We start from the raw sequence: 16,665 nt of genomic DNA, 5'->3' as shown, positions 1-16,665 counted from the left end.
TTTCATGTTTTGCAGGGGAATGGCCGCGCGCCTGGCGTGCGCGGCAGTGTGTCTGATTGCCGGATCGGTGCTTGCGCCATCTCACGCCCAGACTCTGACGATGCGGAGCGCGCTCTCGCGCGCGCTGGCCACGAGTCCGCGGCTGACCGCGGCGGAGCGCGATGTCGGCATCGCCACGGGCCAGCGCATCCAGGCAGGTGCGCTTCTCAATCCGGAACTGACCTACGAACAGGACAATTCGTTCGGGTCCGGCATCTATCGCGGCACGCGATCGGCCGAGACCACGCTCCAGATCAGCCAGGCCTTCGAGCTGTTCGGCAAGCGCGACGCGCGGATCGCAGCGGGCGTCGCCGGCATCGAGGTCGCCGCGATCCAGCGCAAAGCCGTCAGGCTGGAGGTGCTGTCAGAGACCGCGATCGCCTTCCTCAGCGTGCTCGGCGCGCAGCGGCGCATCCAGATCCTCGACGAGCAGATCACCGCCATCGACCGGCTGACGCCGCTTTTGCGCCGACGCGTCGAGGCCGGTGCCTCCTCGCCGGCCGAGACCGGCCGTGCGGAAGTGGCATCCGCCCTCGTGAAGGCCGACCGCGAGCGCTTCAAGGCGACGCTGGCGAGCGCCCGGCGCGAGCTTGCGGTCTTGATGGGCGACGCGGCACCGAAATTCGGCGAGGTCTCCGGACGGCTCGACGCCATGGGACGGCCCCCGACGTTCCAGTCGGTCGTGGCCGCGATCGATGCCAATCCGCAGCTGGTGCGCTGGACCGCGATCTATGCCCAGCGCAACGCCGAGCTGTTGCTGGCGCGGCTGCGGCCCTATCCCGACGTGCGGATCGCCGCCGGCTGGCGCCATTTCAACGAGACCAATGACGACGCGGCGCGCCTCACGGTCTCGGTGCCGATCCCCGTGTTCGACCAGAACCAGGGCAATATCCTTTCGGCGCAGGAAAGCCTCGCCAAGACCAAGGCCGAGCGCGAGGCCAACCGCAACACGCTGATCGTGGTGGCCGGCCGCGCCTACGACTCGCTCCAGGGCTCGCTGCGCGAGCTCGCGGTGCTGCGCGAGAGCGCCATTCCCAAGGCCACCGAAGCCTCGGACGCGATCGCTCAAGGCTACGGCCAGGGCCGCTTCAGCCTGCTCGAAGTGCTCGATGCCCAGGCCAGTGTCACCCAGGCGCGGCTGCGCGAGCAGGAGGCGCTGCAGAATTTCCACGCGGGGGTGGCGACCATCGAAGGCCTCGTCGGCAATCCCTTCACGCTGGCGCGGGAGAGCGCACGATGAAGACGTCCTCCACCATCCTCGTCGCATTCGTTGCCGCTGCGCTCGGCGCTTATGGCTATTCCCTGCTGGCTCCAACAAGGGTCGAGCATGCCGAACACGCCGCGGACAAGAAGCCGGAGAAGCCGAACGACCATGTCGAGCAGGACGAGCACGGCGCCGACCGGATCCGCATCTCCGACGTCAAGCTCGCAGCCGCCGGCGTGACGTTGGCGGAAGCCGCGAGCGTCACGCTGACCGACACGCTCGCCTTCAACGGCATCCTGCGCGCCAACCAGGAAGCCGTGGTGCAGGTGACGCCGCGCTTTCCCGGCGTCGCCAAATCGATCCAGAAGCGCATCGGCGACAAGGTCGGCAAGGACGATCTGCTCGCCGCGATCGAGAGCAACCAGAGCCTCACCGTCTACGAGCTCAAGGCGCCGCTTGCCGGCACCGTCATCGAACGGCAGATCTCGCTCGGCGAATACGCCTCCGAGCAGAAGCCGGCCTTCGTCATCGCCGACCTCACCACCATCTGGGTCGATCTGTCGATCTATCGCCAAGATCTGCGGCGCGTCCGCCTCAACGACGAGGTGCTGATCGATCCCGACGACGGCCGCGGCGAGATCAAGGGCACCATCTCCTACATGGCCCCGATCGGCTCGAGCGAGACCCAGACCGCGCTGGCGCGCGTGGTGCTGCCAAATCCCGACGGGCGCTTGCGTCCCGGCCTGTTCGTCACGGCACGGCTGATCCTCGCCGCGCGCGACGTCGCGGTCGCCGTGCGCAAAAGCGCGATCCAGACGCTGGAGAACAGGACCATCGTGTTCGTCCGCGAGGATGGCGACAAGATCGAGGCGCGCCCCGTTGAAACAGGCGATTCCGATCCGCGCCATGTCGAGATCAGGGCCGGTCTATCGGCCGGGGAGCATTACGTCGCGGAAAACAGCTTCGTCGTGAAGGCGGAGATGGGCAAGGGCGAGGCCGAGCATGATTGAGCGTCTCATCGCGGTCTCGCTGCAGCAGCGCTGGCTGGTCCTGCTGCTCGCGCTCGGCGCCGTCGCTTTCGGAGCCTGGAATTTCCAGGGGCTTCCGATCGACGCCGTGCCTGACATCACCAACGTCCAGGTCCAGATCAACACCCGCGCCCCCGGCTATTCGCCGCTGGAAACCGAGCAGCGCATCACCTTTCCCGTCGAGACCGCCATGGGCGGGCTGCCCAAGCTCGACTACACCCGCTCGCTGTCGCGCTACGGCCTGAGCCAGGTGACGGTCGTCTTCAAGGACGGCACCGACATCTATTTTGCCCGCCAGCTCGTCGGCGAACGGATCCAGCAAGTAAAGGACCAGCTTCCGGCCGGTGTCGAGGTCGCGATGGGACCGGTCTCGACCGGGCTCGGCGAAATCTTCATGTACACCGTCGAGGCCAAGCCGGGCGCGAAGACCCAAGGCGGCCACGACTACTCGCTGACCGATTTGCGCACCGTGCAGGACTGGATCATCAAGCCGCAGCTTCGCAACGTGCCGGGGGTGATCGAGGTCAACACCATCGGCGGCTTCGAGCGGCAATTCCACGTGCTCCCCGATCCCGGCAAGCTGATGGCCTACCGGCTCGGCTTTCGCGACGTCATGACGGCGCTCGCCGCCAACAACGCCAATGTCGGCGCCGGCTATATCGAGCGCAACGGCGAGCAATATCTGGTTCGCTCGCCGGGCCAGGTCGGCAATGTCGGCGAAATCAGGGACATCGTCATCGGCTCGCGCGGCGGCAATCCCGTCAGGATCAGGGATATCGCGACCGTCACCGAAGGCCGCGACCTGCGCACGGGAGCCGCGACGCGCGATGGCGAGGAAACCGTGCTCGGCACGGCTATGCTGTTGATCGGCGAGAACAGCCGCACCGTGGCGCGCCGTGTCGCGGCCCGGCTCGAGGAGATCGCCAAATCGCTGCCCGACGGCGTCGTGACGCGGACCGTCTACGACCGCACCGATCTGGTCGAAGCCACCATCCGCACGGTCGAGAATAACCTGCTGGAAGGCGCGGCCCTGGTCGTCGCGGTGCTGTTCCTGATCCTCGGCAACATTCGCGCCGCGCTCGTGGTGGCCTGCGTCATTCCGCTGTCCATGGCCATGACGGTCACCGGCATGGTCGAGACCAAGGTCAGCGCAAACCTGATGAGCCTGGGCGCGATCGATTTCGGCATCATCGTCGACGGCGCCGTGATCATCGTCGAGAACTGCCTGCGCATGCTGGCCGAGGCCCAGCGCGAGAACGGCGGCCTGCTCACGATCTCTGAACGGCTGCGCGCGATCCGGCGTGGGTCGCGCGAGGTGATCAAGCCGAGCCTGTTCGGAACGCTGATCATCGCGGTGGTCTATCTGCCGGTGCTGACGCTGACCGGGGTCGAAGGCAAGATGTTCACGCCGATGGCGCTGACGGTGCTGATGGCGCTGGGCGCCGCGGTGCTGTTCTCCATCACCTTCGTGCCGGCGGCGGTCGCGATCTTCGTCACCGGCAAGGTGTCGGAACACGAAAACCTGTTCATGCGGCTGGCGAAGCGCGCCTACCTGCCCCTGCTCCGGCTTGCGATCGACCATCGCCTCGGCGTCGCAATCATGGCCGCCATCATCGTGGTCGCAAGCTGCGTTGCCGCCGCGCGCATGGGCGGTGAGTTCATTCCGAGCCTGGACGAAGGCGATGTCGCGCTGGCCTCGATCCGGATTCTCGGCACCAGCCTGACCCAGTCGCTGGACCTGCAAAAGGCGCTCGAAAAGCGCATCAAGCAGATTCCGGAGGTGAAGGAGTTCTTCACCCGCATCGGCACCGCGGAGATCGCAACCGACCCGATGTCTCCGGCACAGACCGACGGCTACATCATGCTGAAGCCGCGCGCCGAATGGCCCGACCCGGGCAGGTCCAAGTCGGACGTGATCGAGGCGATCGACCGTGCCGCCGACGACATCCCCGGCAGCGCCTATGAAATCTCCCAGCCGATCCAGTTCCGTGTCAACGAGCTGATCTCCGGCGTCCGCAGCGATGTCGGCGTCAAGATCTTCGGCGACGACCTCGATATCCTACAAGGCGCGGCAAAACAGGTCGAGGCCGCGATCCGCGGCATCCGCGGCGCCAGCGACGTCAAGATCGAGCAGGTCTCGGGCCTGCCGATCCTCACCGTTCGGCTCGACCGCCAGGCACTCGCCCGGTACGGGCTCAGCATCAGCGAGGTGCAGGGCATCGTCGAGATCGCGGTGGGCGGCAAGTCGGCCGGCAAGCTGTTCGAGGGCGATCGCCGCTTCGACATCGTCGTGCGCCTGCCGGAACATCTGCGCGGCAATCTCGAAGCCATCAGGGCGATCCCGATCCCGCTGCCACCGGGTGAGGAAGCCACAGCCGGCGTGCCGATCCGGACGGCACTGTCCGGCTCCCCTCTCGCCCTGATGCGCTATGTGCCGCTGTCGTCGGTTGCCACCGTCGATGCGACGCCCGGCCCGAACCAGATCAGCCGCGAGAACGGCAAGCGGCGCATCGTCGTCACCGCCAATGTCCGCGCGCGCGATCTCGGCTCCTTCGTCACCGAGGCGGAGGCGGCCGTGGCGGAGAAGGTCAAGCTGCCGCCGGGCTACTGGATCGGCTGGGGCGGGCAGTTCGAGCAATTGGTCTCCGCCACCAAGCGGCTGACGCTTGTGGTGCCGGTGGCGCTGCTGCTGGTGTTCCTGCTGCTGTTCATGGGCATGGGATCGGCGGCGGATGCGGCGCTCGTGTTCTCCGGCGTGCCGCTGGCGCTGACCGGCGGAGTCATGGCGCTGCTGCTGCGCGGCATTCCCTTATCCATCAGCGCCGGTGTCGGCTTCATCGCGCTGTCGGGCGTGGCCGTGCTCAACGGGCTTGTGATCATCGCCTTCATCGAGCGGCTGCGCAGCGAGGGCCATCCCGTTGCCGACGCGGTGCGCGAGGGCGCGCTGACACGCCTGCGTCCGGTACTGATGACGGCGCTGGTGGCGTCCCTCGGCTTCGTGCCGATGGCCCTTGCCACCGGGGCCGGCGCCGAGGTGCAGCGGCCGCTTGCAACCGTGGTGATCGGCGGCATCATCTCCTCGACCGTGCTGACGCTGCTGGTGCTGCCGGCGCTCTACGTGCTGTTCCGCCGTGACGGGGCCGCCGAAACGCCTACAATGGCGCCTGATTTGGCAGCTTCCGGGGAGCGGTAGAGGTGGGCAGCCACGAACATCACGGCCATCACCACGATGATCATAGCCACGGCCATGATCACGATCATGGTCCTGGCCACGCGCACGTCCATGCGCCCGCCAGTTTCGGCAAGGCGTTCGCGATCGGCATCTCGCTCAACACCGCGCTGGTCGTGGCCGAGGCCGTCTACGGCTATATCGGCAACTCCACCGCCCTGCTCGCGGACGCAGGCCACAATCTAAGCGACGTGCTCGGCCTGGTCGTGGCCTGGTGCGCATCGATCGCCGCGCGGCGCGCGCCCAGCGGCCGCTTCACCTATGGCCTGCGTGCCTCCACGATTCTGGCAGCGCTGGCGAACGCGGTGTTCCTGCTGGTCGCAACCGGCGCGATCGGCTGGGAAGCGTTTTTGCGCCTGCGCGAGCCGGAGCCGGTCGCCGGCATCACCGTGATGGTGGTCGCCGGCATCGGCATCCTCGTCAACGGTTTTACCGCCATGCTGTTCGCGCGCGGACGCAAGGACGACATCAACATCGAAGGGGCCTATCTGCACATGGCGGCCGACGCCGCGGTCTCGCTCGGCGTCGTGGTTTCGGCGGCGCTGATCATCTGGACCGGCTGGCTCTGGCTCGATCCCGTCACCAGCCTCGTCATCTGCGCCACCATTCTCTGGAGCACCACCAGCCTGCTGCGCGGCTCCATCGACATGTCGATGGCGGCTGCGCCCAGGGGCACCGACATTGCTGCGATCAGGGTGTTCCTGCTGGCACGTCCCGGTGTGTCCGCGATCCACGATCTCCACGTCTGGCCGATCTCGACCACCGAGACGGCGCTGACCTGCCACCTCGTCATGCCCACCGGCGCCGGCGATGCATTCCTGATGGAGACGGCGCAGATGCTGAAGAGTTCCCACCGCATCGGCCACACCACCCTTCAGGTCGAGACCCATCCGGACAACGGCTGCGCGCTGGCGCCGGATGACGTGGTGTAGGATTCGCCAGTCCAACACTCGTCATTGCGAGCGCGGCGAAGCAATCCAGACTGCCTCCGCGGACACGGTCTGGATTGCTTCGTCGCAAGAGCTCCTCGCAATGACGGTGGAGAGAGGCGTGCCTACGCCGCCTTCGCCGTCACGATCCAGATCGCGCCCTGCAACGCCACCGACTGCCCCTTCAGGAACGGCTTCAGCATCTCGCGGATCGAGGCTTTTGCCGCGGCATATGTTTCCGGAGGATGGCCCTGCAGCGCGCGGCTGGCCGGGCCGATCTGGAGCGAGCCCTCGACCGCGGCATCGAGGCCGCCGCCGATCGCGACATCCATCGCGAGATTGTGCGGCTCCATCGCGATATCGACAAAGCCCGCGCCTTTCAGGATGCGCGTCACGCGCTCTTCGGAGGCGAAGGCGAACGGGCCTGGCTCCTCCGGCCCGACCGGCGGCATCTTGGGCACATGTTTGTAGACCGCCATCAACGGCGCCATCATCCAGGGATTTTCCTTCGGCTCGCGCCAGCAGGCAAACGCCAGTCGGCCCGTCGGCTTCAGCGCGCGGCGGAGATTGGTGAAGGACGCGATGGGATCGGCGAAGAACATCACGCCGAACCGCGAGGTCAGCAAGTCAAAACTCGCCGGCTCGAATGCATGCACCGTCGCATCCGCCAGCACGAAATCGAGCGGCAGGCCTTTTGGCGCAAACGCACGCGCCTGCGACAGCATCGGCTCGGAGACGTCAAGCCCGAGCGCGAAACCATCAGGCGCGACAGCCTTCGCGAACGCGAACGTCGTCGCGCCGGAGCCGCAGCCGACGTCGAGGACTCGCTCTCCCGGCGTCAGCCTGGCGCGGTCGATCAGCACATCGGCAATGGGTCCAAGCAGCCTTTCCTGCGCCGCATGGCGATCGGCCCAGCGCTGCCCGCTGGGGCCATTCCAGTAAGCGATCTGATCGGCGTTTTGTTCGTGTCCGCTTGGCTGTTGCATCAGGGCCTCTGTGGCTCGGTATCGCCCGCCTGCGCCTATCGGCTTCGGCGCGGCAGCCTTCGTTCGCTTCGCGCTAATAACGTGTGAGGCTGGCTCGCCGAGCCGAAGCTCGCGAAGCGAGCAAAGGCTGGTGGGCGGTGAGAGATTCGAACTCCCGACCCTCTCGGTGTAAACGAGATGCTCTAACCAGCTGAGCTAACCGCCCCTCGCCGCTTCTTTATCCCCACCTGCCCCGAACGGGCAAGCGCGGAACGCCAATTCCTGGGCCTCAATCCCCCGGCCGCCCCGGCAGCAGCGGCACCGCGTCGATCCACACCGCCGCCGACTGGCACCAGATCTGCCTGAGGGGCCGCAATTTGTCGCGCTGGCGGATGCTGCCCCAGCGAATGCCCCAATCGTCCTCCTGGTCGCCCTCGCCGCTCGTGAACAGCGGGGAACCGCAGTCGGCGCAAAAATGCTGGAAGCGCATCCGACCGTTGTCGCCGCGCTTGCCGTAGATCCTGGGCGTGCCGGCGGTCAGCTTGACGTCGGTCTTGGTGCAGATCGCCGTCACCCGGAACGGCGATCCCGTTAGGGTCTGGCAGTCCCGGCAATGGCAGACCGACACCGTCTCGGGATCGATCTCCGCTTCAAAGGTGATCGCGCCGCAATGGCATTGCCCGTCGATGTGCATTGTCGTCATCCGCTGCCCCACAACAAAAACGGCGCCCGAAGGCGCCGTTTTATCATCTTTTCGAGCTGCGATCTCAGTGAGCGGTCAGGCCGCCGGCGGCTTCGTCGCCGTCCGGCTTCACCGTCACCTTGGTGTCCTCTTCCCAGACGATCGGCACCGGCTTCTTGACCAGCGCCTTGGCGACGACGTCGTCGAGGCGCGAGACCGGGATGATCTCCATGCCGCCCTTGATCGCATCGGAAATCTCCGTGAGATCCTTGGCGTTGTCCTCGGGGATCAGCACCGTCTTGATACCGCCGCGGGCAGCAGCCAGCAGCTTCTCCTTCAGGCCGCCGATCGGCAGCACGCGGCCGCGCAGCGTGATCTCGCCGGTCATCGCGACATCGTGGCGGACCGGGATGCCGGTCATGACCGAGATGATCGCGGTGGCCATCGCCACGCCCGCCGACGGACCGTCCTTCGGCGTCGCGCCTTCCGGCACGTGCACGTGGATGTCGCGGCGGTCGAACAGCGGCGGCTCGATGCCGTAGACGATCGCGCGCGAGCGGACGTAGGACGCCGCCGCCGAGATCGATTCCTTCATCACGTCACGCAGATTGCCCGTGACCGTCATCTTGCCCTTGCCGGGCATCATGACGCCTTCGATCGTCAGCAGCTCGCCGCCGACATCGGTCCAGGCAAGGCCGGTGACGATACCGACCTGCGGCTCGCTCTCGATCTCGCCGTAGCGGTACTTCGGCACGCCGAGCAGCTCTTCCAGAGTCTTCTCGGTGACCTTGACCGACTTCTTCTTGGAGATCATCAGCTCCTTCACCGCCTTGCGGGCGAGTGTGGAGAGCTCACGCTCCAAATTGCGTACGCCCGCTTCGCGGGTGTAGCGGCGGATCAGAAGCAGCAGCGCGTCGTCGTCGATCGAGAACTCTTTGGAATCCAGGCCGTGCTTGGACACCGCGTTCGGGATCAGGTGCTTGCGCGCGATCTCGACCTTCTCGTTCTCGGTGTAGCCAGCGATCCGGATGATCTCCATGCGGTCCATCAGCGGCCCGGGAATATTGAGCGTATTCGCGGTCGTGATGAACATCACGTTGGACAGATCGTAGTCGACTTCGAGATAGTGGTCGTTGAAGGTCGCGTTCTGCTCGGGGTCGAGGACCTCGAGCAGCGCCGAGGACGGATCGCCGCGGAAATCGGCGCCCATCTTGTCGATCTCGTCCAGCAGGAACAGCGGATTGGACGACTTCGCCTTCCGCATCGACTGGATGATCTTGCCGGGCATCGAGCCGATATAGGTGCGGCGATGACCGCGGATCTCGGCCTCGTCACGCACGCCACCGAGCGAGACGCGCACGAATTCGCGCCCCGTCGCCTTCGCGATCGACTTGCCGAGCGAGGTCTTGCCGACACCGGGGGGGCCGACGAGGCACAGGATCGGGCCCGTGAGCTTGTTGGCGCGCGACTGCACGGCGAGATACTCGACGATGCGGTCCTTGACCTTTTCCAGCCCGTAGTGATCGGCGTCCAGCACCGCCTGCGCGGCTTCCAGATCCTTCTTCACCTTGGACTTCTTGTTCCACGGAATCGACAGCAGCCAATCCAGATAGTTGCGCACGACGGTCGCTTCCGCGGACATCGGCGACATCTGGCGCAGCTTCTTCAATTCATGCTGCGCCTTCTCGCGCGCTTCCTTGGAGAGCTTGGTCTTGGAGATCTTCTCTTCGAGATCAGCGAGCTCGTCGCGACCGTCGTCGTCGCCGAGCTCCTTCTGGATCGCCTTCATCTGCTCGTTGAGATAGTACTCGCGCTGGGTCTTCTCCATCTGGCGCTTGACGCGCGAGCGGATGCGCTTCTCGACCTGGAGCACCGAGATCTCGCTCTCCATCAGGCCCAGCACCTTCTCCAGGCGCTGCGTGACCGACAGCGTCTCCAGGATGCCCTGGCGATCCGCGATCTTGACGGCGAGATGCGAGGCGACGGTGTCGGCGAGCTTGGCGAAATCGGTGATCGCCTGCACGACGCCGACGACTTCGGCCGAGATCTTCTTGTTGAGCTTCACATAGCTCTCGAAGTCGGACACGACCGAGCGCGCCATGGCCTCGGCCTCGACCGACTTCGCATCGGTGTCGGCGAGCGCAACCGCGGTCGCTTCGTAATAGTCGGCGCGATCGGTGTACTTCTGCACGCGCGCCCGCTCGAGCCCTTCGACCAGCACCTTCACGGTGCCGTCGGGAAGCTTCAAGAGCTGGAGCACGCTCGCAAGCGTACCGGTCTCGTAAATGGAATCGGGTGCCGGATCATCGTCAGACGCGTTCTTCTGGGTCGCGAGCATGATCAGCGCGTCGTTCTTCATCACCTCTTCGAGCGCGCGGATCGACTTCTCGCGGCCGACGAAGAGCGGAACGATCATGTGCGGGAAGACGACGATGTCGCGCAGGGGCAGCACGGGATAGGCGTGCGTTTCGCCATGGACGATGGTTGGCCTGGGTTTTGGATTGGTCATGGCCTTTTCCTTTTGCTTTGCCCCCTTGCACGCAGCCCGCCATGCTCATGCGCAACCGCCACAAGGTGCCGAGGTGATCCACAAAACCGGTCGGTCCTTTTGAGGTTGGACCGGCCTGCCGGATCGGAACTGAGGCGAATCTTGAAGAGAATTTTTGCTCGCCGCCGACATTAGGTGGCTATCGACCCGGGGGGTGTCAAGTCATTGAAGACGCGCGCCATCAGGCGCTTACGCACGCAAATAAGCGACGCAACACCGGCTGCGGAGATACTTTCCGCAGCCCTTGCTTGAGGAGACGATTGGAGCGTTCCAGCGCCGAAATCAGGCGCTGGCGTTCTCGACGGCGCGATCGGACCGATCGGCGTAGATGTAGAGCGGACGCGCCGTTCCTTCCACGACTTCGCGGGAAATCACGACTTCTTCCACACCTTCGAGGCCCGGCAGGTCGAACATGGTCTCGAGCAGGATCGCCTCGAGGATCGAACGCAGCCCGCGCGCTCCGGTCTTGCGCTCGATCGCCCTACGGGCCACCGCGCCAAGCGCCTCGTCGGCGAAGGTCAGCTCGATGTTCTCCATCTCGAACAGCCGCTGGTACTGCTTCACCAGCGCGTTCTTCGGCTCGACCAGGATCTTCTTGAGCGAAGCCTCGTCCAGATCCTCCAGCGTCGCCACGACGGGCAGACGGCCGACGAATTCCGGGATCAGGCCGTACTTCAGGAGATCCTCCGGCTCGACATGACGGAAGATTTCGCCGGTACGGCGGTCTTCCGGCGCGAGCACCTGAGCGGCGAAACCGATCGAGGTCGAACGTCCGCGTGCCGAGATGATCTTTTCGAGGCCCGAGAACGCACCACCGCAGATGAACAGGATGTTGGTGGTGTCCACCTGCAGGAATTCCTGCTGCGGATGCTTGCGCCCGCCTTGCGGCGGGACCGAAGCCACCGTGCCTTCCATGATCTTGAGCAGCGCCTGCTGCACGCCCTCACCCGACACGTCGCGCGTGATCGAGGGATTGTCGGACTTGCGGCTGATCTTGTCGATTTCGTCGATATAGACGATGCCGCGCTGGGCACGTTCGACATTGTAGTCGGCGGCCTGGAGCAGCTTCAGGATGATGTTCTCGACGTCCTCGCCGACATAGCCGGCTTCGGTCAGCGTCGTCGCATCCGCCATCGTGAACGGCACGTCCAGGATGCGGGCGAGCGTCTGCGCGAGCAGCGTCTTGCCCGAGCCGGTCGGACCGATCAGCAGGATGTTCGACTTCGCAAGCTCGACGTCGTTGTGCTTGGTCTGGTGGTTGAGGCGCTTGTAGTGGTTGTGCACCGCGACCGAGAGGACCTTCTTCGCATGGTTCTGACCGATCACGTAATCGTCCAGCACCTTGCAGATTTCCTTCGGCGTCGGAATCCCGTCGCGCGACTTCACCAGCGAGGATTTGTTCTCCTCGCGAATGATGTCCATGCAGAGCTCTACGCACTCGTCGCAAATGAAGACCGTGGGACCCGCGATCAGTTTGCGAACTTCGTGCTGGCTCTTGCCGCAGAACGAGCAATACAGCGTGTTCTTGGAGTCGCTCGTGCCGACCTTACTCATTCATGTCTCCGTCCGCGGTTCGATCCCGTCCGCTCGATCGCCCTATTCCGGCACGACAGCCGGTACAGTCCTTCAAATAGAGCAAATTCCGTACCAAAAAAGACCCTACGCGTTGCATGCCGTGCGAATCACGGTCACTCGATTCTCCGCGATCATAGCCGATCAGTCGTAGCGAACCATGCTGTCACCCGACTATCAAGAATTCGCTAATCGGGGGGCGCCGGCTACCCGTGACAATACCGTGATTTCCGGTCTTGGCACGGGCGAAGTGATCGAAATCACCCCGGCGTTGCTGGATTACCACGAAAAACAAGCACGAAAGCGGAACTTTCTGCCTGTCGCAGGGCGCAAAACTGTGTTTTGCGACGCGCGCACGTGTCCTTAACGTGAACGCTCCCTGATGGTGCCGGCGATCCCAGGGGATTGCCGGCACAGTAGTGCTACGGAGTCTTCGGCGCCGCGGTTTCCTCGGCGCGCTTGTCGATGACCCTGTCGACCAGGCCGAACTCCTTGGCGTCGCTCGCGGTCAGGAACTTGTCGCGTTCCAGCGCGTCCTCGATCGCCTTGTAGGTCTGGCCGGTGTGCTTCACGTAGATCTCGTTGAGCCGCTTCTTCAGGTTCAGGATTTCCTGGGCGTGCAGCATGATGTCAGTGGCTTGGCCCTGGAAGCCGCCGGAGGGCTGATGCACCATGATGCGCGCGTTCGGCAGCGAGAAGCGCATGTCCTTCTCGCCGGCGCAGAGCAGCAGCGAGCCCATCGAGGCGGCCTGTCCCGTGCACAGCGTCGAGACCGGCGGGCGAATGAATTGCATGGTGTCGTAGATCGCGAGACCCGACGTCACCACGCCGCCCGGCGAGTTGATGTACATCGAGATTTCCTTCTTCGGATTTTCCGCCTCGAGGAACAACAGCTGTGCGACGATCAGCGTCGACATGCCGTCCTCGACCGGCCCGGTCAGGAAGATGATGCGCTCTTTCAGAAGGCGCGAGAAAATGTCGTAGGCGCGCTCGCCACGGTTGGTCTGCTCGACCACCATGGGCACGAGGTTCATGTAGGTTTCAACCGGATCGCGCATGAGTCACCTAGGGTTTTGAAGAGGCGGACATCGCCAGGCCCGGCTGCCAGTCGGGGCTGGATCTGCCGGAAGGCCGATGGACGTCCCGTGATGCAGGAACTTAGTAGAAGAACTTGGTAGAAGCATAAGGCGTAGCGACAGATATAGCCCAATTCGCGCCTGACAAGTGCGGAGCGAATTAAGGCTTAATCCGTGAGGGAGTTGAAGCTGATTCGTACAAAGAGGCCCAGCCGGCCACCTGGCTAGCTCGACCTCTTCGCTGATCATCCTTAATGCAAGCCTATCCCAAAGGCTCTCCTAAGGGTCTTCTGGAGCCCTCAGGCGGCGGTCTTTTCCGCCTCGTCGTCCTTGTAGAGATCGTCGCGCGAGACCTTCTTCTCGGTCACCTTGGCGAGCTCGAGGATGAAGTCGACGACCTTGTCCTCATAGATCGGTGCACGAAGCTGGGCCAACGCTTGGGCGTTGCTGCGGTAATAGTCCCAGACCTCCTTCTCGCGGCCCGGCATCGAGCGCGCCCGCTCGATCACGGCGCGGCCGACCTCGTCGTCGGTCACGGAGATCTTGTTCTTCTCGCCGATCTCGGAGAGCACGAGGCCGAGCCGCACGCGGCGGTCGGCGATCTTGCGGTACTCTTCCTTGGCGGCGTCTTCAGTGGTGTCCTCGTCGGCGAAGGTCTTGCCGGCGGAGTCCATCTCGGCCTTCACCGAGTTCCACATCAGATTGAACTCCTCGTCGACCAGCGAGGGCGGAGCCTCGAAGCGATGGGCCTCGTCGAGGCGGTCTAGCAGCGCGCGCTTGACGCGCTGGCGCGTCGCGGTCGCGAACTCGGCGACCAGCCGCTCGCGCGCAGCTTCCTTCAGCTTGTCCAGCGATTCGAGGCCGAGCGTCTTGGCGAACTCGTCGTCGATCGCGAGATCCTGCGGCGCCTCGATCAGCGTCGCGGTGGTCTCGAACTCGGCCGGCTGGCCGGCGAGCTTGTCGTTCATGTAGTTCTTGGGGAAAGCCACCTTCAGCGTGCGGGTCTCGCCCGCGCCGATGCCGATGAGCTGCTCTTCGAAGCCGGGGATGAAGGTGTTGGATCCGATCACCACCTGGATGCCCTCGCCGGCGCCGCCCTCGAAGGGTTCGCCGTTGATGGTGCCCTTGAAGGCGACGGTGACGCGATCGCCCGACTCGGCCTTGGCGCCCTCGGCCTTCGCGGCATAGCCGCGGTTCGAATCGGCGATGCGCTTGATCGCCTCGTCGACGTCCGCGTCGGTGACTTCGGCGACGGGCTTCTCGACCTCGAAGGTCTTGAAGTCGGCGAGCGCGATTGACGGCACCACCTCGATCGCAACCGTGTAGGTCAGATCGGTCTTGCCGTTGAGCAGCTCCTCGACCTCGGCCTGCTCGGTCGGCATGGTGATCTTCGGTTCGGTCGCAAGGCGGAAGCCGCGCTCGGAGAACAGCTGCGTGTTGGTGTCGCGGATCGTCTGGTCGATGGTCTCGGCCATCACCGAGCGGCCATAGACCTTCTTGAGGTGCGTGACCGGCACCTTGCCGGGACGGAAGCCGTTGATGCGAACCTTGTCCTTGAGGTCGACGAGTTTGGCACCGGCCTTGGCGTCGAGATCAGACGCGGGAACGCTGATCTTGAACTCGCGCTTCAAACCTTCCGAGAGGGTTTCTGTGACCTGCATGGTGTCCAATCTTCTTCTCGTTCGGTCCCGGCGCGCATGCGTCGGGACGCTGTCATTAATCGATCCGGCGCGAGGCGAACGCCTCAACGCCGGTGGTTCATCGGACCGGCTTCCGGCGGACAAACATCCGCGCGGGAGCAGATCGCGTAATCCGTGCAAACGCTGAAAGCGCTTGGTGCGGGCGGAGGGACTCGAACCCCCACAACTTTCGTCACTGGAACCTAAATCCAGCGCGTCTACCAGTTCCGCCACGCCCGCGTAAATTTGCATCAAGACCGGCCGCGATGCCGCGGGCGGCGGGCTTATAGCATGTGCCCGCCTGTTCGCAGCAAAAAAATGGACCGATAGAGGCAGGCTTCAACTAGGCACGACGGCTGGACTTATCCAGCACGGCGTGGTCCGGATCGGCGATGAAAACGCGGATCTTCGACCCGACGAGGCGCGAGGTTTTGGCCGGACTTGGCGCCGGACTTGGAGCCTCTGCGGCCGGGCTGATAGCGGGCGGCGCAGTCCCGGCCATGACCGCCCAGCTCGCCCTTCAGGCAAGGCCGGCAACGTTGGCTCTGAGGCCCGGGCAGCCGGCTACACCCATCTGGGAGCTCGCCGCCGTAAGCCACCTGGGGGATGTCCGTCTCAAACGTGGCGACCGCTGCGAGGTGGTCTTCCGCAACGGCCTGCCTGTCCCGCTTGCACCAGTCTGGTACGGCCTCAATGGCCCGGCCGCAGCCGACCCGCTTCGGGGTCGCGCTCCGACGGCCCCGGACGCGACGGAAACATCAATCGTTTCAGTGCCAAACGCGGGAACCCTGCTGGCCGACTTCCGGCTGTTCGAGGACGGCCTGAAGCAGCCCGCGCGCCCACTTCCGATCATCGCCGCCGAGACCAACCCGGTCGCCGCCGATCGCGACGTGGTCCTCTTGATCGAGGAATGGCGGCTGCGGCCGGATGGGACCGCGCTTGCCCCGGGCCGGGACCCGAAGGACACGTCCCCGCTCTACACAATCAACGGAACGACTTCATTCGAACTCTCAGCTTCGGCGAATGAGCTGCTGCGGCTGCGCTTTATCAACGGCTCCCAACGTTCTGTTCTGGCGATCAAATTGGAAAGTCACGAGGTCCAGGTGATGGCCCTGGACGGACAGCCGGCCGAGCCGTTCCCGGCTCGCAACGGCGCGCTGGTGCTGGCTCCCGGCGCACGCGCCGACGCTTTCGTGGATGCGGCCACATCGGCCCCATTCCTGCTGCATGACGGCAAGGAGGCGCGCCAGGTCGGCCGCCTGACGGTCTCCGGCAAGCTTGAGCGGCGCGCGCCACTGTTGCCGCCGCAGCCGCTTCCTCCGAATGACCTGCCCGACCGGCTCGATCTGAGGGGCGCCCTGCGGTTCGATGTCGCGCTCGGGGCAGCCGACGCCGGCTGGGTACGGCCCGCAAATTTCTCGACGTCCTCCGCCCCCGCCTTTCGCACCAAGGCCGGCCGCACCATCGTGTTGGCCCTCAAGAACCTCGCCCCCGTCGCCACCGTCTTCCATCTCCACGGCCACCATTTCCGCCTGCTCGACAAGCTCGACGACGGCTGGAAGCCCTATTGGCTCGACACGCTCGCGATCGAACCCGGCCAGACCCAGCGCATCGCGTTCGAAGCCAGAGGCCCCGGCCGATGGCTGATCGAATGCGTCGTCACCGATTGGGCCGCGCCGCGGCTGGTGCGCTGGTACGGGGTGGAGTGAGGTGC

11 protein-coding genes and 2 tRNA genes are annotated in these 16,665 nt (G+C 64.9%); 5 read left to right on the top strand and 8 right to left on the bottom strand.

Annotated features, from left to right (window positions below; all coding sequences use genetic code 11):
- Positions 1 to 4: 4 nt before the first annotated feature.
- The 4 genes from ihpA to AC0L2J_RS19910 are packed head-to-tail and all read left to right on the top strand — an operon-like array spanning position 5 to position 6,432.
- Positions 5 to 1,279, top strand: a complete 1,275-nt coding sequence (gene ihpA / locus AC0L2J_RS19925) for a divalent metal ion exporter subunit IhpA (protein WP_473393379.1) — start codon at positions 5 to 7, stop codon at positions 1,277 to 1,279.
- Positions 1,276 to 2,253, top strand: a complete 978-nt coding sequence (gene ihpB, locus AC0L2J_RS19920; protein ID WP_473247952.1) for a divalent metal ion exporter adaptor subunit IhpB — start codon at positions 1,276 to 1,278, stop codon at positions 2,251 to 2,253. The genes ihpA and ihpB overlap by 4 nt, the downstream gene beginning before the upstream one ends.
- Positions 2,246 to 5,464 (top strand): efflux RND transporter permease subunit, encoded by a 3,219-nt coding sequence (locus tag AC0L2J_RS19915; protein ID WP_473393375.1) that lies wholly within the window; start codon positions 2,246 to 2,248, stop codon positions 5,462 to 5,464. The genes ihpB and AC0L2J_RS19915 overlap by 8 nt, the downstream gene beginning before the upstream one ends.
- A 2-nt stretch (positions 5,465 to 5,466) precedes the next feature.
- Positions 5,467 to 6,432, top strand: a complete 966-nt coding sequence (locus AC0L2J_RS19910; protein ID WP_473393371.1) for a cation diffusion facilitator family transporter — start codon at positions 5,467 to 5,469, stop codon at positions 6,430 to 6,432.
- A gap of 122 nt (positions 6,433 to 6,554) precedes the next feature.
- Here AC0L2J_RS19910 and AC0L2J_RS19905 read toward each other — a convergent pair whose 3' ends face one another.
- The 8 genes from AC0L2J_RS19905 to AC0L2J_RS19870 form a co-directional block, all read right to left on the bottom strand.
- Positions 6,555 to 7,415 carry a class I SAM-dependent methyltransferase gene (locus AC0L2J_RS19905; RefSeq protein WP_473393367.1) on the bottom strand — a complete coding sequence of 287 codons (861 nt, stop codon included), beginning with the start codon at positions 7,413 to 7,415 and terminating at the stop codon, positions 6,555 to 6,557.
- A gap of 128 nt (positions 7,416 to 7,543) precedes the next feature.
- A tRNA-Val gene (locus AC0L2J_RS19900) sits at positions 7,544 to 7,620 on the bottom strand.
- Between the two features lie 63 nt (positions 7,621 to 7,683).
- Positions 7,684 to 8,088: a GFA family protein gene (locus AC0L2J_RS19895; protein ID WP_473248064.1), complete on the bottom strand. Its 405-nt coding sequence runs from the start codon at positions 8,086 to 8,088 to the stop codon at positions 7,684 to 7,686.
- Between the two features lie 73 nt (positions 8,089 to 8,161).
- Positions 8,162 to 10,585, bottom strand: a complete 2,424-nt coding sequence (gene lon / locus AC0L2J_RS19890) for an endopeptidase La (RefSeq protein WP_007611004.1) — start codon at positions 10,583 to 10,585, stop codon at positions 8,162 to 8,164.
- Between the two features lie 321 nt (positions 10,586 to 10,906).
- Entirely contained in the window at positions 10,907 to 12,178 is a 1,272-nt protein-coding gene (gene clpX / locus AC0L2J_RS19885) for an ATP-dependent Clp protease ATP-binding subunit ClpX (RefSeq protein WP_007603503.1), read from the bottom strand.
- Positions 12,179 to 12,618: 440 nt separating this feature from the next.
- Positions 12,619 to 13,254, bottom strand: coding sequence for an ATP-dependent Clp protease proteolytic subunit (locus AC0L2J_RS19880; protein WP_007603501.1), 636 nt, complete (start codon positions 13,252 to 13,254; stop codon positions 12,619 to 12,621).
- A gap of 317 nt (positions 13,255 to 13,571) precedes the next feature.
- Complete coding sequence (tig, locus tag AC0L2J_RS19875) at positions 13,572 to 14,933, bottom strand: trigger factor (protein ID WP_473393362.1); 1,362 nt, start codon at positions 14,931 to 14,933, stop codon at positions 13,572 to 13,574.
- 173 nt (positions 14,934 to 15,106) lie between these two features.
- Positions 15,107 to 15,191, bottom strand: a tRNA-Leu gene (locus AC0L2J_RS19870).
- 152 nt (positions 15,192 to 15,343) lie between these two features.
- Between AC0L2J_RS19870 and AC0L2J_RS19865 the strand changes: the two genes are divergently transcribed.
- Positions 15,344 to 16,660, top strand: a complete 1,317-nt coding sequence (locus AC0L2J_RS19865; protein ID WP_473393359.1) for a multicopper oxidase family protein — start codon at positions 15,344 to 15,346, stop codon at positions 16,658 to 16,660.
- Positions 16,661 to 16,665 lie beyond the last annotated feature (5 nt).

This window comes from Bradyrhizobium sp. MV1.5, from assembly GCF_055807615.1.
This window is presented reverse-complemented; position numbering and strand designations above follow the sequence as displayed.

Coding starts and splice junctions, on each gene's coding strand:
- ihpA (WP_473393379.1), top strand. CDS start 5: ATGTTTTGCAGGGGAATGGCCGCGCGCCTGGCGTGCGCGGCAGTGTGT.
- ihpB (WP_473247952.1), top strand. CDS start 1,276: ATGAAGACGTCCTCCACCATCCTCGTCGCATTCGTTGCCGCTGCGCTC.
- AC0L2J_RS19915 (WP_473393375.1), top strand. CDS start 2,246: ATGATTGAGCGTCTCATCGCGGTCTCGCTGCAGCAGCGCTGGCTGGTC.
- AC0L2J_RS19905 (WP_473393367.1), bottom strand. CDS start 7,415: ATGCAACAGCCAAGCGGACACGAACAAAACGCCGATCAGATCGCTTAC.
- AC0L2J_RS19895 (WP_473248064.1), bottom strand. CDS start 8,088: ATGCACATCGACGGGCAATGCCATTGCGGCGCGATCACCTTTGAAGCG.
- lon (WP_007611004.1), bottom strand. CDS start 10,585: ATGACCAATCCAAAACCCAGGCCAACCATCGTCCATGGCGAAACGCAC.
- clpX (WP_007603503.1), bottom strand. CDS start 12,178: ATGAGTAAGGTCGGCACGAGCGACTCCAAGAACACGCTGTATTGCTCG.
- AC0L2J_RS19880 (WP_007603501.1), bottom strand. CDS start 13,254: ATGCGCGATCCGGTTGAAACCTACATGAACCTCGTGCCCATGGTGGTC.
- tig (WP_473393362.1), bottom strand. CDS start 14,933: ATGCAGGTCACAGAAACCCTCTCGGAAGGTTTGAAGCGCGAGTTCAAG.
- AC0L2J_RS19865 (WP_473393359.1), top strand. CDS start 15,344: ATGAAAACGCGGATCTTCGACCCGACGAGGCGCGAGGTTTTGGCCGGA.